This window comes from Bradyrhizobium sp. LA6.1, assembly GCF_040547805.1.
GTDB lineage: Bacteria > Pseudomonadota > Alphaproteobacteria > Rhizobiales > Xanthobacteraceae > Bradyrhizobium > Bradyrhizobium barranii.
Map to the genome: position 1 here is coordinate 24,754 of NZ_JBEPQK010000030.1, position 17,306 is coordinate 42,059.

Sequence of the window (17,306 nt, forward strand, 5' to 3'; positions counted from 1 at the left end):
GTTCTCAATCATGATGAATCTTGCCGAATACCGCCGCTCAAACACCCGCCTTGCGGATTTCCTGCCGTGGGCTGCATTGGTCGGGGAGGGCGTCGTCCTCAACAAGGACGGTTCGTTCCAGCGCACCGCAAGGTTCCGCGGACCGGATCTCGACAGCGCAGTGCCCGCCGAACTCGTCGCCGTCGCTGGCCGCCTCAACAGCGCCTTGCGCCGTCTCGGTTCGGGCTGGGCCGTTTTTGTTGAAGCTCAACGCCATGCTGCATTCCGGTATCCGGCAAGCACGTTTCCGGATGTGGCGTCCGCCCTGGTCGATGCCGAGCGAAAAGCCCAGTTCGAGGAGGCGGGAGCTCATTATGAATCGAGCTATTTTCTCACCTTTCTTTATCTGCCGCCGGCTGAGGACGCCGCGCGGGCCGAACGGTTTCTCTACGAGGGCCGCGATCGGACCGAGAACGCCGACGCCCGCGAAGTGTTGCGCGGATTCGTCGACCGCACCGATCGGGTGCTCCAGCTGGTCGAGGGTTTTATGCCCGAATGCGCCTGGCTGGATGACCCTGAGACGCTGACGTATCTGCACTCCTGTGTGTCGACGAAGCGCCACCGCGTTCGGGTGCCCGAGATCCCGATGTATCTCGATGCGCTACTGGCGGATCAGCCGCTGACCGGCGGCCTCGAGCCGATAGTGGGTGCGTCGCATCTGCGCGTTCTCACAGTCGTCGGGTTTCCAACCGCGACGACGCCCGGAATACTCGACGAACTCAATCGTTTGGCATTTCCGTATCGCTGGTCGACGCGCGCGATCATGCTCGACAAGACGGATGCTACGAAATTACTGACGAAGATCCGTCGGCAATGGTTCGCCAAGAGGAAGTCGATCGCCGCCGTCCTCAAAGAGGTGATGACGAACGAGCCATCGACGCTGCTCGATACGGACGCTCACAACAAGGCGATGGACGCCGATGCCGCGCTCCAGGAACTTGGCTCTGACCAAATCGGTGAAGCCTATGTCACGGCGACTGTCACCGTATGGGATGACAACCCACGCGCGGCTGATGAGAAGCTGCGTCTGGTCGAAAAGACGATCCAGGGGCGCGACTTCACCTCGATGACTGAGACGGTGAACGCCGTCGAAGCCTGGCTCGGCAGTTTGCCGGGACACGCCTATGCCAATGTTCGGCAACCGCCGGTCTCGACCCTCAACCTGGCCCATATGATTCCGCTATCGGCGGTTTGGGCCGGCGAGGTGAGAGACCATCACTTCGCAGGCCCGCCTCTGCTGTTCGGAAAGGCCGAGGGGTCGACCCCGTTCCGATTTTCTCTCCACGTCGGGGACGTTGGGCATACGCTGGTGGTTGGCCCGACCGGCGCCGGTAAATCGGTGCTGCTGGCGCTGATGGCGTTGCAGTTCCGCCGCTATCCGGGGTCGCAGATCTTTGCCTTCGATTTCGGTGGATCGATCCGGGCGGCTGCCATCGCCATGGGTGGCGACTGGCATGACTTGGGTGGAGCGCTGTCGGACGATGCGTCTGAACCTGTTGCGCTGCAGCCGCTGGCCTGGATCGACGACCCCTCCGAGCGGGGCTGGGCGACCGACTGGATCGCCGCGATCCTGACGCGGGAAAAGATCGAGATTACGCCGGAGGCCAAGGACCATCTGTGGTCCGCCCTGACGTCACTGGCCTCGGCTCCGATCCAGGAGCGCACCCTGACAGGCTTGTCGGTGCTGCTCCAGTCGAGCGCGCTGAAGCGGGCCTTGCAACCCTATTGCCTGGGAGGACCCTACGGCCGGCTGCTGGATGCCGAACTCGAGCGTCTCGGCGAAGCCTCGGTTCAGGCTTTTGAAACCGAAGGATTGATCGGCACCGGCGCCGCACCTGCGGTGCTTGCCTATCTCTTCCATCGCATTGGAGACCGTCTCGACGGTCAACCTACCTTGTTGATCGTCGATGAAGGCTGGCTTGCACTTGATGACGAGGACTTTGCCGCGCAATTGCGCGAATGGCTGAAGACGTTGCGCAAAAAGAACGCGTCCGTCATCTTCGCGACGCAGTCACTCTCGGACATCGACGTATCAGGCATTGCGCCCGCCATCATTGAGAGCTGTCCGACCCGTATATTGCTGCCGAACGAGCGGGCCATCGAGCCGCAGATCACGGCGATCTATCGTCGTTTTGGTCTCAACGACCGGCAGATCGAGCTGTTGAGCCGGGCAACACCGAAGCGGGACTACTACTGCCAGTCCCGCCGTGGCAACCGGATGTTCGAGCTGGGTCTGGGCGAAGTCGCGCTCGCTTTTACTGCGGCGTCTTCCAAGACCGATCAGGCGGCGATCGAACGCCTGCTCGCAGAACACGGCCGCGACGGCTTCGTGCACGCCTGGCTGCGACATCGCGACGCTTCGTGGGCCACGGATCTGATCCCGAATCTGAGCAATCTGGATCAATCATTATGAGACGTCTTTGCGTTCTTGCGGCGGCGAGTGCTGTCGCGTTGTCGTTTGCTGCGGTGTCGCCGGTATCTGCGCAGTGGATCGTCTTCGATCCGAACAACTATGTCCAGAATGTCCTGACAGCGGCGCGCGAGCTGCAGCAGATCGACAATCAGATCACATCGCTGCAAAATCAGGCGCAGTCACTTATCAATCAGGCGAAGAATCTGGCGAGCCTGCCATATTCGTCGCTACAGCAGCTTCAATCGTCAATTCAGCGCACGCAGCAGTTACTCGCTCAGGCCCAGCGCATTGCCTATGATGTACAGCAGATCGACCGCGCGTTCTCGACCAATTATGCGCCGGCCACCAGCAGCCAATCCAATCTGGCACTCATCACCAACGCCCAATCGCGTTGGCAGAACTCGGTCGCAGCGCTGCAGGACGCCTTGCGTATGCAGGCGGGCGTTGTCGGCAACCTCGACACTAACCGGACCCAGACGTCGGCGTTGGTGACGTCGAGCCAGGGCGCAAGTGGCGCGCTACAGGCGACACAGGCCGGCAACCAGATCCTCGCACTTCAGGCTCAGCAGCTCGGCGATCTCACGGCGACCGTCGCCGCCCAAGGTAGGGCGCAGAGCCTTGAAGCGGCTCAACGCGCAGCGGCGCAGGATCAGGGCCGCGAGCAGCTGCGACGGTTTCTGACGCCGGGCCAAGGCTATCAATCTTCAAACGTGCAGATGTTTCATTGATGAGTGCGTTCAACAGGTTCAAACGACTGCCGATTGTCGCGGCAGCCGCATCCTTGATGCTGGTGATGGCGGCATGCGCCATCCAGCTCCGCGGTGATGGCGACGAAACGGCGTCAAATTCGGCGGGTCCACAGACCACGAGCACGCTCGCCTCCAGCCTGGCGCGGTGCCGAACGGTCACGTCGGAACAGACGGCAACCTACGACGACTGTCGTCGGATCTGGGCTGAGAACCGACGCCGGTTTTTCGGTCAGGCGAAGAGCACAGCCGCTCCCGATCAATCGTTAGAAATGCCGCCAAAGGATCAGAGCCGGATTCCGCAGGGCTATCCGTCCGCACCTCTTTCGGAGAGCGAGTAAGCCATGACCGGCACCGGCGTGATCGATCAGTTCCTCGATACCTACACCCGCTATATCGATTCTGGCTTCGGCCTTCTGGGCAGCGAAGTTGGATTTCTTGCGACGACACTGGCCGCCATCGACATTACACTCGCGGCTTTGTTCTGGAGCTGGGGGACTGATGACGATCTAATCGCACGGCTCGTCAAAAAGACTCTGTTTGTCGGGGTCTTCGCTTACCTGATCGGCAACTGGAATAATCTTGCCCGTATCGTGTTCGAGAGTTTTGCCGGTCTCGGGCTGAAAGCCTCCGGTACAGGCCTGTCATCCGCGGACTTCCTGCGGCCAGGGCGGATCGCCCAGGTTGGCCTCGATGCCGGCCGGCCGATCCTCGACTCGATCTCTGGTCTGATGGGTTACATCAGCTTTTTCGAAAACTTCGTCCAGATCGTCGTCCTGCTGTTCGCCTGGGTCGTAGTGCTCCTCGCCTTTTTCATTCTGGCGATCCAGCTCTTCGTGACACTTATCGAGTTCAAGCTGACGACACTCGCCGGCTTCGTGCTGATTCCCTTCGGTCTGTTCGGCAAGACCGCATTTGCGGCGGAGCGTGTGCTCGGTAACGTCGTCTCGTCAGGCATCAAAGTCCTGGTTCTTGCCGTCATTGTTGGCATCGGCTCGACGCTGTTCTCTCAATTCACGTCTGGGTTCAACGGCGGACAGCCGACCATCGAAGACGCTATGGCGCTGGTGCTGGCGGCGCTATCGCTGCTCGGTCTCGGCATTTTCGGTCCTGGGATCGCTAACGGCCTGGTGTCCGGCGGACCTCAACTCGGCGCGGGTGCCGCGGTCGGGACCGGACTTGCAGCGGGCGGCATTGTTGTCGCGGGCGCTGGCTTGGCTGCGGGCGGAGCCGGGCTTGCCGGAGGAGCGATAGCAGGAACCGCGCGAGGTGGCGCCGCGCTTACAAGCGGTGCGTCCGCAGCTTATCGCAGTGGCGGCCTGAGCGGTGTCGCCGATGCCGGGCTCTCGGCAGTGGCAAGCCCGCTGCGTCGGGCCGCGGCAACTCTCAGTAACAGCGCTCAATCGGCTGGGCAGGCGCCAACCGCAGGGGGCGCCGAGACCGGGAACACCGCGCCGGATAGTCCGCCCGATTGGGCGCGGCGCATGAAGCGTGCCCAGACCGTCAGCCATGGCACATCAGCCGTCACCCATGCCGTTCGCTCGGGCGACCATGGCGGAGGCGGCGCATCGATTGATCTCTCTGAAGGAAACCACTGATGTTTAAACGTCCATCCGTTCACTACGGCCGCACACCTGAGCCGGTCACGCCCTATCAAAAGGCAGCGCAAGTCTGGGACGACCGTATCGGGTCAGCCCGCGTGCAGGCAAAAAACTGGCGATTGATGGCATTCGGATGCCTCGCGCTGTCGACGGGTCTCGCCGGCAGCCTTGTCTGGCAATCGACTCAAGGCACGATTACGCCCTGGGTGGTCGAGGTCGATCGTCTTGGCCAGGCACAGCGAGTGGCACCGGCCAATACAGACTACCAGCCGACAGACCCGCAGATCGCCTACCACCTGGCGCGATTCATCGAGGATGTCCGGGGCCTGCCGGCTGACGCCATCGTGCTGCGTCAGAATTGGCTGCGGGCCTACGACTTCACGACCGATCGTGGGGCCACCGCTCTCAATGACTATGCCCGCACCAACGATCCCTTTGCCAGGCTCGGCAAAGTGCAGGTCTCGGTCGAGGTATCGAGCGTTATTCGCGCGTCGATGGAGAGTTTTCGGGTGGCGTGGGTTCAACGCGCCTACGACAACGGATCTCTCAGTTCAACCGAGCGCTGGACTGCCATTCTCAGCGTCGTGATCGAGACGCCGCGCGATGCCGATCGGCTGCGCAAGAATCCCCTCGGCGTCTACGTCCACGCCATCAACTGGTCGAAGGAGCTTGGGCAGTGAATACGATATTTCGCAATATGGCTTCTCCGCGCCGTGCTTCATGCGCTCGCTCCGTCACATTCAGATCGGAAGGTCTGGCGTTCCGAAAGGCGATACTTCCGGCACTGCTGCTTTGCGCTTCGGCTTTGTGTGGTTGCTCCACATTCGAGCCGCCCGAGATCAGCTACGACAGTGATGTTCCGCCATTGCCTCCGCCGCCGGTGCCTGCCGACGACAAGCCGCAGCCGCTTCATGTCCCGCCACTCTGGAAACCGGCCCTTGGCGGTAAGTCCGGTAGTAAGGAGGAGACCGAGCCGGTGAACCGGGTCGAGGCGGCGAACAGTGCGGCTCGGGTCGAGCCCCGCAAGAAGGGATATTTTAACGCAGCGCAGGTCTACGCCTACAGTCCGGGTGCGCTGTACCAGGTTTACGCCGCGCCCGGACAGATCACCGACATCGCGCTTGAGGAGGGCGAACAACTCACGGGGTCCGGTCCGGTCGCGGCAGGCGATACCGTTCGTTGGGTGGTCGGCGATACCGAAAGCGGCAGCACAGATACCCGCCGCGTCCATATTCTGGTGAAGCCCACGCGCGCTTCGATCGAAACCAATCTCGTCGTCAACACCGATCGGCGCACCTACCTGATCGAGCTACGCTCCCGCGAGAAACCTTATATGCCTTCAGTCGCCTGGTATTATCCGGAGGACCGGCCGGGCAGGGTGCGGCCCGTGGCTTTGACGCCAGTGTTGCCCGATCCGACGCAGCGTCGTTTCCGCTATGCCATTGAGGGCGACGGTCCGCCCTGGCGGCCGCTGACCGCCTATGACGACGGCCGCAAGGTCTATATCGAGTTTCCGCAGGGCATCGTTCAAGGCGAGATGCCGCCTCTCTTCGTCATTGGCCATGACGGCAAGACCGAGATCGTGAATTACCGCGCCTACGGCAACGTCCTGATCGTCGATCGGCTCTTTGCGGCCGCGGAGTTGCGGCTCGGTGGCGAGCACCAGCAGAAAGTCCGGATTGTCCGGACCAATGGGAGGTCGTCGTCATGAGCACCCTTCAGAGCGATGACACTAACGAGCAGCCCGGCGAGCCGAACAGGTCGGAAGAATTGGCGCACGGGTTCCGGTTGAGGGCAGATCACCCCCGCGTCACGCGGCTGTCCCGTAAGGTCCTTGCGGGAGGAACCGCCGTTGCATTGGTTCTTGTTGGCGGTGCCGTGCTTTGGGCTCTCCAAAACAACCGCTCCCGCGGGACCGCGCCGGACGAACTCTACAGCACCGATCATCATAACGTCGCTGATGGCCTCGCCGGATTGCCGCGGGACTATGCTGCCGTTCCGCGTCAGGTGCCCTCGCTGGGCCCACCGCTTCCTGGTGATCTCGGCCGGCCAATCCTTGCCGCTCAGGGACAGCCGCCAACCACAACCACGACTGGCTTCGATCAGGAGCAGCAGCGCCGCGACCAGGAGATCGAAGCTGCGCGCGTGAGCCGTTTGTTCGCCTCCACCAATATTCGCGAGACGATGCCCGCTGCGGCCCAGGCTTCGAGCGTGGACCGAGCCGCTCCATCGTCCAAGCCGGGAACTGACGACGGCTTTGCGCAGAACGGCCAGGATCGCAAACTTGCCTTCGTCAATGCGTCGGTCGATCGCCGTACCACAAGCCCGGATCGCGTCACGAAACCAGCTTCGCCGTATGTGGTTCAGGCAGGGACGGTTATTCCGGGAGCTCTCATTACCGGCATTCGCTCAGATCTGCCCGGGCAGATCACGGCGCAAGTGACCGAGAATGTTTTTGACACACCCTCCGGTCGCTTGCTGCTGATCCCGCAGGGAGCCCGTTTGATCGGAACCTATGACAGCCAGATCGCATTCGGTCAGTCACGCGTACTGCTGGTCTGGACACGCTTGATCATGCCGAACGGCCGTTCGATCGTGCTCGAACGCCAACCAGGCGCGGATTCAGGCGGCTATGCTGGCCTGGAAGACGAAGTCGACAATCATTGGGACGCTCTCTTCAAGGCGGCACTCCTGTCTACGTTACTGGCAGTCGGCAGCGAAGTGGGAGCCGGCTCCGACACCGGCAACAACGGTGACATCATCCAAGCCCTTCGCCGCGGATCGAGCGATAGCCTAAATCAGACTGGCCAAAAGATTGTTCAACGCAATCTCAACATCCAGCCAACGCTAACCATCAGGCCGGGTTTCCCGGTTCGCGTGATCGTCAATCGCGACCTCGTATTAGAGCCTTACAGAGGGTGAGGAATGAAGATGGCCAAACTCAAGATTGGGGCGCTTCCAAATGACAAGCCTGTCAAGGTCACCGTTGAATTGCCGGCTGCCGTGCATCGAGATCTCGTCGCCTATGCGAAAGCCCTTGCAGGCGAATCCGGCCAATCCGTCGCCGACCCGAGTAAGCTGGTCGCGCCGATGCTGGCGCGGTTCATGGCAACAGACCGGGGATTTGCAAAGCTACGGCGCACCGGTCACTCTCCGACGGAAGGGGAGGAATAGCACTCGCCCAGCAGCTTGAGAAGCTGCTTCAGGGCGGGGTTTCCGTTGTCGGCGCGCCATTCTGCGAAAAAGTCCAGGCGGCTCGCGCCGGATCCGTCGCGCAATTCGCGATAGGTCAATCCGGCGAAACGCGCGCCGGTGTCTGATTCCGTGACGAGACTGACACCGAGTCCCATGCTGGTCAGACTCTTGATGATGCCGCGGCCGACATCGTGTCGTTCGATCTTGGGTCTGTCTGCCGGAGCTACGAGCTTCGAAATCAGGAAATCCTCGAGCTCGCGTCCCGGGTCCTGCTGACTGAGGAGAATGGTTTCGTGTCGCAGATCTGTCCATAGGACAAACTCGCGTGTGGATAAGGCATGATCCTCAGGCAATGAAATCAGAATCTGTTCACTCCAGAGTGACAGGATATTATCGTTTGAGCAGGGCTGGCGTCCCGGGCAGATGACGATATCAACTGTTCCGTCTCGAAGCGCATTCATCAAGCGAATTCGCGAGCGTTCAACTGTCGCTAGCTCGATCTTGGGAAAGCGCTCCTTGAATTCGATCAGAGTGGCGCGCAGGTTTCCTGCGGAGATCGAGGTGCAGAAGCCTATCGACACACGCCCGGCTTTCCCCTGCCTGTTAGATCTTGCTGTCTCTACGAGCGCGTCAATCTCCTCCAGGACCAAGTTTGCGATCTTCAGAACGCCTCGGCCAGCAAACGTGGGCCTTACTCCTCCGGCAGAACGCTCGAACAATGTGGCTCCAATTAGATGCTCAAGCTGACTGATCGAGCGGCTCAAGACTGAATGTCGAACCGAGAGCATGTCCGCGGCACGCCGAAGACTTCCACAGTTATTGGCGGCCACGGCAAACCGAAGATGTTGCAATTCGATCGCCGAGGTCCTTGACGCATTTCGTAGGCTGTCCGTTTTGCCCATCTCCGACATTCTCTGAATAATCCCGACGCATTCTGCTTGGGTCGGTGCGTGTTGCGCTCTTAGCTCTCCAAGAAAAATCGACTTCGTTTAGAAGAGGATTGCACCCCCGATCCTACCCATGAGCATGTACTTGAACTCGGCGAATTCCTCGATGCCGCGGGAGGGGCGCTCCTGGCACGCTCGCGTACATGCGTCTGATGGTCTAGCTCTCGCTATTCGCGCTACGCGACCGAATCCACTCGACCCCTCCCATCAGGACGAGGGACAGAACGACCATCACCGTCGCGGCTGCGGCAACGATAGGCGTCAGATTGTAGTCGATATCTTCGAAGAGCTTTCGCGTAATCGTCTTGCCCTCGACGCCGGAAATGAACAAGGCGACCGTCGCCTCATCGAAGGAAGCCAGAAAGGCGAAAACCGCGCCGGCCGCGACCCCAGGAGCGATGTTGGGCAGCACCACATGCCAGAATGCCTGGGCGCGGGACGCACCGCAATTCAATGCGGCGAGTTCGAGGGCAGGATCGATCCGCTGCAGCGCGGCGGACACCGTCATCATGACATAGGGGACCGAGAGCATTGTGTGCGCGATTGCGAAGCCGACAAAGTTGCCCGTTAGACCGAGCGGCGCGAAGACGAGGTAGAGCGCGACGGCCAGCACAATGTGGGGAACGATCAACGGCGCCAAGGTAAGCGCCTGCAGGGCACGGGCACCCGGAAGATTGCCACGCACGACTGCGAAGGAGGCCAGCGTGCCGATCACCGTCGCCGACGCGGTCGTCGCCAGCGCGATCCGCAGGCTGAACCAAGTTGCGCTCATCCACTCCGCATTGGCGAAATAGGCCCGGTACCATTTTAGCGTAAGGCCTTGTGGTGGAAATTGGATATAGGAGGCTTCGCCCAGCGACATCGGAATGACGATGAGGGTCGGCAAGAGCAGGAAGATCAATACGAGGCCGGCGAACCCGTTCAGGAGCGATCGACCGATCGCGGGCGACAATGCTGGATTAGATGATAGGACGGGTGCCAGCGCCCCTGCGGGGGTCGTTTCAAACAAGGTCGACATCAGGCACCTTTTCCAAAGCGGAGGAACCGCTTGAATGCGCCGACGAGGCCGAGCGTCACCACGAGTAGAACACCGGCCAAAGCCCCGGCGAAAGGCCAGTTGAGCAATTCCGTGGTCTGCTGACCGATCAAGGTTGCGATGGTCAGGTTCTGCGGGCCGCCCACCAAGGCCGGCGTGACGTAGAAGCCAAGCGACAGGATGAAGACCATGGTCGCCCCTGCATAGACGCCGGGCAGGCTAAGCGGCAGCGTGACGGCCAAGAAACTGGTCCAGGGTCCGGCGCCGAGATTCCTCGCCGCGCGATCGAGCTCAGGTGGAGTCGAGCGCAGAGAGGAGAAGATCGGTAGGATCATGTAGGGCATGAGCACATGCGTCATCGCGACGATGACCGCCCCCTCGGTGTAGATCAGCTTCAGTGGCTGATTGATCAGCCCCCAACTCAGCAGCGCGTTGTTGACGATCCCCGTCCTCTGCAGCAGCACGATCCAAGCGTAGGAGCGGACGAGCACGCTGGTCCAAAGCGGAATCAGGACGCAGGCCGCGACCAGCATCGCGGCGCGCGTGCCGAGCCGCGACATCACCAGTGCCACGGGATAGCCCAGCAGAAAGGCCAGAAGCGTAACGATCGCGGCCGTCTGGACGGTGCGCAGGAATATTCGCAGGAAGATCGGCTCCTGGGCGATGCGCAGATACTGCTCCGCCGTCGGCGTCGGCGTGAAGATGCTGCCCAGCAGCAGTTTCGCGACCGGCAGGAGAAAAGCGAACCCCAGCAGCAGGACGAGCGGCAGCGCGAGAACGAGCGAGGCGGGGCGGGAGAGCTGGCCGGCCACCAAGCGTTCTGCGTCGGCGATTGTCGTGTTCGCCATGGCTTAGGCCTCGCGCGCGAAGACACGAACGGCGGCCGGGTCCAGCCGTACGAAAGTCCGCCCGCGTGGCGTGACGCCGCTGTCCCGATGGGAGGATGGAACCTGGATCTGGAGCTGCGTTCCGTCTTCCGTCCGAACAATCAGCGTTCGATGCGGACCGAGGAAGATCGAGGTTTCGATCTCGCCCGCTATGGCTCGTTCGCCTTCGTCCGTTGGGCTCAGACTTTCTGGCCTGGCCGCGATCCGCACGGAGCGTCCAACGGCGACTTCCTCGCGCCCACCGATTTGAGACCGTGCGACATCGAATGTCTGTCCCGAGATCGCGATCTCGATGCGGCAATCGTCGAGCCCAGTTACGACCCCGTTGAGGAAATTCATCTTGCCAATGAAGTCGGCGACGAAGCTGCTGCTGGGCTCGTGATAGAGCGAGACAGGGCTGCCGAGTTGCTGGATGCGCCCCTTGTCCATGACCGCAATCCGGTCGGACATTGTCAGCGCCTCTTCCTGATCATGTGTCACGTAGATGATCGTGACGCCCAGGCTGGCGTGCAGCGTCTTGATTTCGATCTGAAGTTCTTCGCGTAGTTTCTTGTCGAGAGCACCGAGCGGTTCATCCATGAGAAGGACCGGCGGCTGGAAGACCAAGGCGCGCGCCACCGCCACACGCTGCTGCTGGCCACCCGAAAGCTGGGCGGGCATGCGGCCACAGTAATTCTGAAGCCGGACACGCGAGAGCGCCTGCTCGACCAAGCGAGCGATTTCGTCCTTCCTCACGCCCCGCATTTTGAGCGGAAACGCGACGTTCTGTGCCACGCTCATATGCGGAAACAGGGCGTAGCGCTGGAAGACCCTTCCGATTCCGCGCTTATTGGGTGAAACATGGGTCAGATCCCGGCCGCCCAAGGTGATCGACCCCGAACTCGGCATCTCGAATCCCGCAAGCATCATCAACAGAGTCGTTTTGCCCGAGCCGGAGGGGCCGAGCAGAGAAAGGAATTCCCCGGCCTCAACGTGGAGATCGACACAATCGACACCGACGATCGGTCCGAACCGTTTCGAAACGCCTTGGATGGCGATAGCCTCGCCTTTGAGTGAATTCAGGCTCTGGTGCCTGTTTGAGGCATCGCTGTTGGACATGGCGATCATAATCACTCTTTGAATCCCTGAGAGGCACTTCGCCGGCCGGGAACGGTCGCCCGATATCCAGATTTTGATATTTGGTGTATCATTCTTGCGGCTTTGTCAAGGCACTGGCGGTCGAGGGGAGCCAAGGCTATTTGATGCATCACGCAACAAGAGGCTTTCCATGTCGGAGTATCTGCTCGCCGGTGTCGTCACTCCTATCGCCCGGCAATCCAATCTCGGAGAGCTCACCTATGATCGCCTGAAGGCGATCATCGTCTCCGGCGCCTTCCCGCCTGACGAGAAGCTGACGGTGCGGTCAGTCGCGGCCGCGCTGGGGGTCAGCACCACTCCAGCACGGGACGCCATCAACCGGCTCTTATCGGAGGGAGCTCTCATCAATGAAGGCCCCAAGACGGTCGTCCTGCCATCTCTGACACTAGAAGCGCTCGACGAGATCACCGCCACGCGGCTCGCCCTGGAAGGTTTGGCCGCCGACCGCTCTGTTTTGGCAGTGGCTCCTGCCGACATTGAGGGGCTCGAACGGATGCAGGTGGCGATCAATGCCGGGTTGGATTCTGCCGACTATCGCCAGGTCCTTAAGGTCAACCGCGAGTTCCATTTCCTGATCTACCGGTTGTCAGGCTGGCCGCGACTGGTCGCGATGATCGAATCCCTTTGGCTGCGTGTCGGTCCTTCGCTAAACGAGCTTTACCCCGGCTTCGCCATGAATCGGCGAGGCGTTGCCAATCATATGGCCGCTATGCAGGGCCTGCGTGCCAAGGATGGTGCCACGGTCAAGTCCGCCATGGAACAAGACATCCGTGATGGTTACGTGCAGCTCAAGCTTATGATCGAGGCCCGTCGCTAAGCTGGGCGGCAGAGAAGCCGGGTTTCTTGGCATCGAACATTTTTGTTGCATCAAATATCATACTTGGTCTATTGGTTCCGACCACCGCCGCCCTTCGCGCGGCTCCTGGATGGAACAATGACAGCAGCGAAGACCGAAGGTCACAACTTCGTAGGACGGGCCTCGAAGGAAGCGTTCGAGCGCGCACGGCACGTCTTTATCGACGGAACCACACGGGTGACGATCGAGCGGAATCCGATTCCGCGGTACATGGAGCGGGGCGACGGCGCTTATCTCGTCGATCTCGATGGACGCCGCTTCCTAGACCTGAACGGCAATTTCACTACCCTCATCCATGGCCATCGTTTCGCGCCCGTGATCGAGGCGGTGACGCGCCAGCTGCAGTCCGGCACCTGCTTCGCGAACCCGACGTTGGCCGAGATCGGCCTCGCGGAGTTGATCTGCGAGCGTGTTCCCGGCGTCGAGACAATCCGTTTCGTCAACACCGGCTCCGAAGCTGTGATGTTCGCGATCAAGGCCGCACGCGCCCTCACCGGGCGCTCCGCGATCGCCAAAATCGAGGGCGCCTATCACGGTTCCTATGATTGGGTTGAAGTGAGTCAGGCGAGCACGCCAAACAATTGGGGGCAGGCGGCTGCGCCGGCGGCTGTTCCGTACTACCGTGGCATGCCAGCGTCGGTTCTGAGCGAGGTAGTGCCGCTCCGTTTCAACGACGTCGAACTCGCGGAACGGCAGATAGCGACCCGCGCGTCCCATCTGGCAGCGATCGTGCTCGACCCGATGCCGAGCCGGGCCGGCCTGATCGCTCCGACAGCGGAATTCGTATCTGCGATCCAGCGAACTGCGAAACAGCACGGCGTCCTCGTCATTGCCGACGAGGTATTGAGCTTTCGGCAAGGTTATGAGGGCGCCTCGGCACGTTACGGCCTGACGCCAGACCTCTTTGCCTTCGGCAAGATCATCGGTGGCGGCCTCCCGATCGGCGCGATCGCCGGTACCCGCGAGGTCATGAGTGTCTTCGATGCCTCCGCAGGCAACCCGGCGCTTCCCCAGGGCGGCACCTTCTCCGCCAATCCGCTGTCGATGGTCGCTGGCTTCGCGTCGATGACCGCTCTGGATCGTGCCGCCTTCGATCATCTCGAAAGGTTGGGCGACCGACTGCGCCAACAGCTCACGGCCGCTATCGCGCGGCACCACGTGCCTCTCTCGGTTTCCGGCGCCGCCTCGCTCTTCCGGATCCATCCGAAAGTGATCCTGCCGCGCGATTTCCGGGAGGCGACGCCGACCGCCGCGCAAGCGCATGTCATGAAAGAGCTCGGCCGCACATTCGCAGAGAGCGGCATCGTTCTTCCCAGTGGCGCGGCAGCTTGCCTCTCCACCCCGATGACGACCGAGGACACCGATCGCGTCGCCTCAGTCTTCGACGACTTTCTCGCTACGCGCAGCGACCTGATCGAAAGCCTCGCAGTATGACCAAGACCGCTCCCACCGTCGCACGAATTATCGCCTATGCCCTGAAGCGCCACGGCGTCGAGGTGATCTTCGGACAGAGCCTGCCCTCGGCCGTCATCCTCGCTGCCGAGGCCATAGGCATCCGGCAGATTGCTTACCGGCAGGAGAACATGGGCGGCGCCATGGCTGACGGCTACGCTCGCGTGTCGGGGCGTGTCTCCGTCGTCGCCGCGCAGAACGGCCCCGCCGCCACTCTCCTCGTGCCGCCCCTGGCGGAAGCGCTGAAGGCGAGCATTCCGATCGTCGCGCTCGTCCAAGATGTCGAACGGCATCAGGTCGACAAGAACGCCTTCCAAGAGCTGGACCACGTCGCGCTGTTCGCATCCTGCGCGAAGTGGACGCGGCGGCTCTCGGGCGCCGATCGCGTCGACGACTATGTCGACGCCGCATTCATTGCTGCCGCAAGCGGCCGACCCGGCCCGGCGGTGCTGCTCTTGCCGGCGGATCTCCTGCGCGAGACCGCTACACCGTTCGCGGCCAGCCGCAAAGCGAGCTATGGCAAATTCCCCCTCGACCGCAGCCGCCCGGCCCAGGTCAACATCGAGGCCGTCGCCCGCCTGATCGCTGAGGCCCGGCATCCCGTCGTCATGGCTGGCGGCGGCGCCTTCTCGCAGGATGCCCCGGCCGCGCTGGCACGACTCCAAGACCTCGCAGCGTTGCCCGTCTTCACCACGAATATGGGAAAGGGGGCGGTCGACGAGAGCCATCCCTTGTCCTGCGGCGTGCTCGGCGCCTTGGTAGGGCCCGCCTCGCTCGGGCGACACAGTCGCGCGCTGCTCGCCGAAGCAGATCTGATCCTGCAGATCGGCACGCGCAACAACCAGAACGGCACCGATAGCTGGCGGCTCGTGCCTCCGACCGCGCGCCTCGTCCAGATCGACATCGACCCGCAAGAAATCGGCCGCAACTACGAAGCAGTTCGCCTCGTCGGCGATGCCGCGGAGACGATCGGCGCGTTAACGGAAGCGCTGCGCGCGATGGACTTGTCCTCGCGCGCCCTGGCACGGCCCGCTCTGGAGTCCCGCATCGCCGAGGCATGGCACCGGTTCGAAGCCGCCCGCGCGCCGCTCACGCGACACAATGCGAGCCCAATCCGGCCCGAACGCGTGATGGCCGAATTGCAGACGCTGCTGACACCCGACACGATCGTCGTCGCCGATGCGAGCTACTCCTCAATGTGGATCGTCGGCCAGTTGCGCGGACTGGCGCCGGGCATGCGCTTTTTGACGCCGCGCGGCCTCGCCGGTCTCGGCTGGGGGGTGCCGCTCGCTATTGGCGCGAAGGTTGCGAAGCCGGCTGCCCGGGTGGTCGCGCTCGTCGGCGACGGCGGATTCGCCCATTCCTGGGCAGAGCTCGAGACCATGGTTCGGATGGGCATCACGCTCACGGTCATCGTGCTGAACAACGGCGTTCTCGGCTATCAGAAGGATGCCGAGACCGTAAAGTTCGGAGCCTACACCACGGCCTGCCACTTTGCCCCGGTCGATCACACCGCGATCGCCCGCGCCTGCGGCTGCGTCGCCGTGCGCGTCGAGACGCCGGCGGAAATCCTGCCGGCGCTGCGCGACGCGTTGCAGGGAGAGCGGCCGACACTGATCGAGATCACCACCGATCCGGACGCGCATCCGGCGATTTCTCTCTATGATGGCACGCTCGACCCAGCGGTCGCCCCCGAACCGGTGGTCGTCTGATGGAACGCCCGCGCAGCGTCGCTGTCGTCTCTGACGGCAGCTCCGGCATTTCCCTGCCAAGATATTCGCAAGGGCACCAGCAGCTCGCGGCGGCTGACCACCATCCGCAGTTGCTTCCGTTAACGGACATCAAGGGGATTTCCTACATGACCAAACCAAGCACACGCGGCTCTCGTCGACGCATCGGCGCACACATCGCAGCGACGCTCATCCGGCAGATCTGGCTCAGCCTTCTGCTCTCAACTGCGGCGGTAGCACAGTCAGGCGAGGTAGTCGTTGCAACCACGGGCGGCGTTTACGACAGGACACTGAAGGAAGTTTGGTTCGAGCCCTTCACCAAGGCGACCGGGATCAAGGTCAGCACCGTTACCGCCACCGATTCCGAGCAGCGGACACGCGCCCAGGCCATGGCGAACGCAGGTCAGGTCACGTGGGACATCATCAACAACGTCGACATCATCGCCGAGTCACCGCAGAATCGATCTTTCACCCGCGACCTCTCGGTCTTATGCGAGCAGTTCAGGGAGCGCAAAGATTTGATCGATAAGACCTGCAATCCTGCTGGGGTGCGGATCACGTTTAACGCCACACTTCTCGCCTTCGACGCGGCGCGTTTCACGGGCGCCAAGCCCCGGAGCTGGGCTGATTTCTGGGATATCGCCCGTTTCCCTGGCCCGCGTGCGTTGCCGAGCTTCAACGATCCCTGGCGCGTGTTCGCGGCCGCGCTGCTGGCTGACGGCGTGCCCGCTGACAACCTCTTCCCCCTCGACATCGATCGAGCCCTCAAGAAGCTCGACCAGATCAAACCGCAAATCCAGCTCTGGTGGCGCACCGGCGACCAGAGTCAACAAGGCTTTCGCAACGGCGAATACGTCATCGGCATGATCTGGGGTACGCGCGTCTCGGCCTTGAAGGCGGAAGGCCAACCTGTTCAGATTTCCTACGATGGCGCCTTCATGCTCGCCGACACGATGCAGATCCTCCGCAACGGCCCGAGCCCCGCCGGAGCGGAGGCTCTGCTGAAGTTCTACCTCGATAATCCGACGGTGCAGGCGAAACTCGCAGAGCGTCTTAACGTCACACCGCCGAGCCTCGACGCCGTGGCAATGATGAGCGAGGCCGCACGCGCCAACATCCCGAGTTCGCAAGAAGCCTTCCAGGCCATCGTCAAACACGATTCCGCCTGGATCGCAGCCAACCAAGCCAGAATGCTTGACGCCTGGAACGCTTGGATCCAGCAATAACACCGACAATGACGAATCCGACTTTTGTCACTTCTCCGGCC

At 62.0% G+C, this 17,306-nt stretch carries 16 protein-coding genes; 12 read left to right on the forward strand and 4 right to left on the reverse strand.

The features are described from left to right. Positions 1 to 10 precede the first annotated feature (10 nt). The 8 genes from trbE to ABIB99_RS41830 are packed head-to-tail and all read left to right on the forward strand — an operon-like array spanning position 11 to position 7,973. Complete coding sequence (trbE, locus tag ABIB99_RS41795; protein ID WP_354181677.1) at positions 11 to 2,452, forward strand: conjugal transfer protein TrbE; 2,442 nt, start codon at positions 11 to 13, stop codon at positions 2,450 to 2,452. After that, positions 2,449 to 3,180: a P-type conjugative transfer protein TrbJ gene (gene trbJ, locus ABIB99_RS41800; RefSeq protein WP_354181679.1), complete on the forward strand. Its 732-nt coding sequence runs from the start codon at positions 2,449 to 2,451 to the stop codon at positions 3,178 to 3,180. Before trbE ends, trbJ begins: the two co-directional genes overlap by 4 nt. Next, the gene (gene trbK-alt / locus ABIB99_RS41805) at positions 3,180 to 3,539 is read left to right on the forward strand and encodes a putative entry exclusion protein TrbK-alt (RefSeq protein ID WP_354116541.1); all 360 of its coding nucleotides are present in this window, start codon (positions 3,180 to 3,182) and stop codon (positions 3,537 to 3,539) included. The genes trbJ and trbK-alt overlap by 1 nt, the downstream gene beginning before the upstream one ends. A gap of 3 nt (positions 3,540 to 3,542) precedes the next feature. Then, a complete protein-coding gene (trbL, locus tag ABIB99_RS41810) occupies positions 3,543 to 4,796 on the forward strand; it encodes a P-type conjugative transfer protein TrbL (protein WP_354181682.1) in 1,254 nt (417 codons plus the stop codon). Further along, positions 4,796 to 5,479, forward strand: coding sequence for a conjugal transfer protein TrbF (trbF, locus tag ABIB99_RS41815; protein WP_354116539.1), 684 nt, complete (start codon positions 4,796 to 4,798; stop codon positions 5,477 to 5,479). Before trbL ends, trbF begins: the two co-directional genes overlap by 1 nt. A 17-nt stretch (positions 5,480 to 5,496) precedes the next feature. Further along, positions 5,497 to 6,510, forward strand: a complete 1,014-nt coding sequence (gene trbG, locus ABIB99_RS41820; protein ID WP_354116538.1) for a P-type conjugative transfer protein TrbG — start codon at positions 5,497 to 5,499, stop codon at positions 6,508 to 6,510. Next, complete coding sequence (locus tag ABIB99_RS41825; RefSeq protein ID WP_247457960.1) at positions 6,507 to 7,721, forward strand: TraB/TrbI/VirB10 family type IV secretion system protein; 1,215 nt, start codon at positions 6,507 to 6,509, stop codon at positions 7,719 to 7,721. Before trbG ends, ABIB99_RS41825 begins: the two co-directional genes overlap by 4 nt. A 9-nt stretch (positions 7,722 to 7,730) precedes the next feature. Then, a complete protein-coding gene (locus ABIB99_RS41830; RefSeq protein ID WP_247457959.1) occupies positions 7,731 to 7,973 on the forward strand; it encodes a DUF2274 domain-containing protein in 243 nt (80 codons plus the stop codon). On the opposite strand, the gene ABIB99_RS41835 is transcribed toward ABIB99_RS41830, so the two are convergent. From ABIB99_RS41835 to ABIB99_RS41850, 4 genes are all read right to left on the reverse strand, one after another. Further along, on the reverse strand, positions 7,946 to 8,905 hold the full coding sequence (locus ABIB99_RS41835) for a LysR family transcriptional regulator (RefSeq protein WP_354181685.1): 960 nt from the start codon (positions 8,903 to 8,905) through the stop codon (positions 7,946 to 7,948). The two genes, ABIB99_RS41830 and ABIB99_RS41835, sit on opposite strands and share 28 nt — an antisense overlap. Positions 8,906 to 9,098: 193 nt before the next feature. Then, positions 9,099 to 9,959, reverse strand: a complete 861-nt coding sequence (locus ABIB99_RS41840; protein ID WP_502916699.1) for an ABC transporter permease — start codon at positions 9,957 to 9,959, stop codon at positions 9,099 to 9,101. Then, positions 9,959 to 10,825 (reverse strand): ABC transporter permease, encoded by an 867-nt coding sequence (locus ABIB99_RS41845; protein ID WP_247457957.1) that lies wholly within the window; start codon positions 10,823 to 10,825, stop codon positions 9,959 to 9,961. The genes ABIB99_RS41840 and ABIB99_RS41845 overlap by 1 nt, the downstream gene beginning before the upstream one ends. 3 nt (positions 10,826 to 10,828) lie before the next feature. Beyond that, a complete protein-coding gene (locus ABIB99_RS41850; protein WP_354181711.1) occupies positions 10,829 to 11,971 on the reverse strand; it encodes an ABC transporter ATP-binding protein in 1,143 nt (380 codons plus the stop codon). A 160-nt stretch (positions 11,972 to 12,131) separates the two neighbouring features. Here ABIB99_RS41850 and ABIB99_RS41855 point away from each other — a divergent pair, with 160 nt between their 5' ends. The 4 genes from ABIB99_RS41855 to ABIB99_RS41870 all read left to right on the forward strand — a co-directional run bounded on the left by ABIB99_RS41855 (position 12,132) and on the right by ABIB99_RS41870 (position 17,265). After that, positions 12,132 to 12,818, forward strand: coding sequence for a GntR family transcriptional regulator (locus ABIB99_RS41855; protein ID WP_247457956.1), 687 nt, complete (start codon positions 12,132 to 12,134; stop codon positions 12,816 to 12,818). Positions 12,819 to 12,935: 117 nt separating this feature from the next. Next, positions 12,936 to 14,291: an aspartate aminotransferase family protein gene (locus tag ABIB99_RS41860; protein WP_247457955.1), complete on the forward strand. Its 1,356-nt coding sequence runs from the start codon at positions 12,936 to 12,938 to the stop codon at positions 14,289 to 14,291. After that, a complete protein-coding gene (locus tag ABIB99_RS41865) occupies positions 14,288 to 16,021 on the forward strand; it encodes an acetolactate synthase catalytic subunit (RefSeq protein ID WP_247457954.1) in 1,734 nt (577 codons plus the stop codon). The genes ABIB99_RS41860 and ABIB99_RS41865 overlap by 4 nt, the downstream gene beginning before the upstream one ends. Beyond that, the gene (locus tag ABIB99_RS41870) at positions 16,021 to 17,265 is read left to right on the forward strand and encodes an ABC transporter substrate-binding protein (RefSeq protein WP_247457953.1); all 1,245 of its coding nucleotides are present in this window, start codon (positions 16,021 to 16,023) and stop codon (positions 17,263 to 17,265) included. Before ABIB99_RS41865 ends, ABIB99_RS41870 begins: the two co-directional genes overlap by 1 nt. Positions 17,266 to 17,306 lie beyond the last annotated feature (41 nt).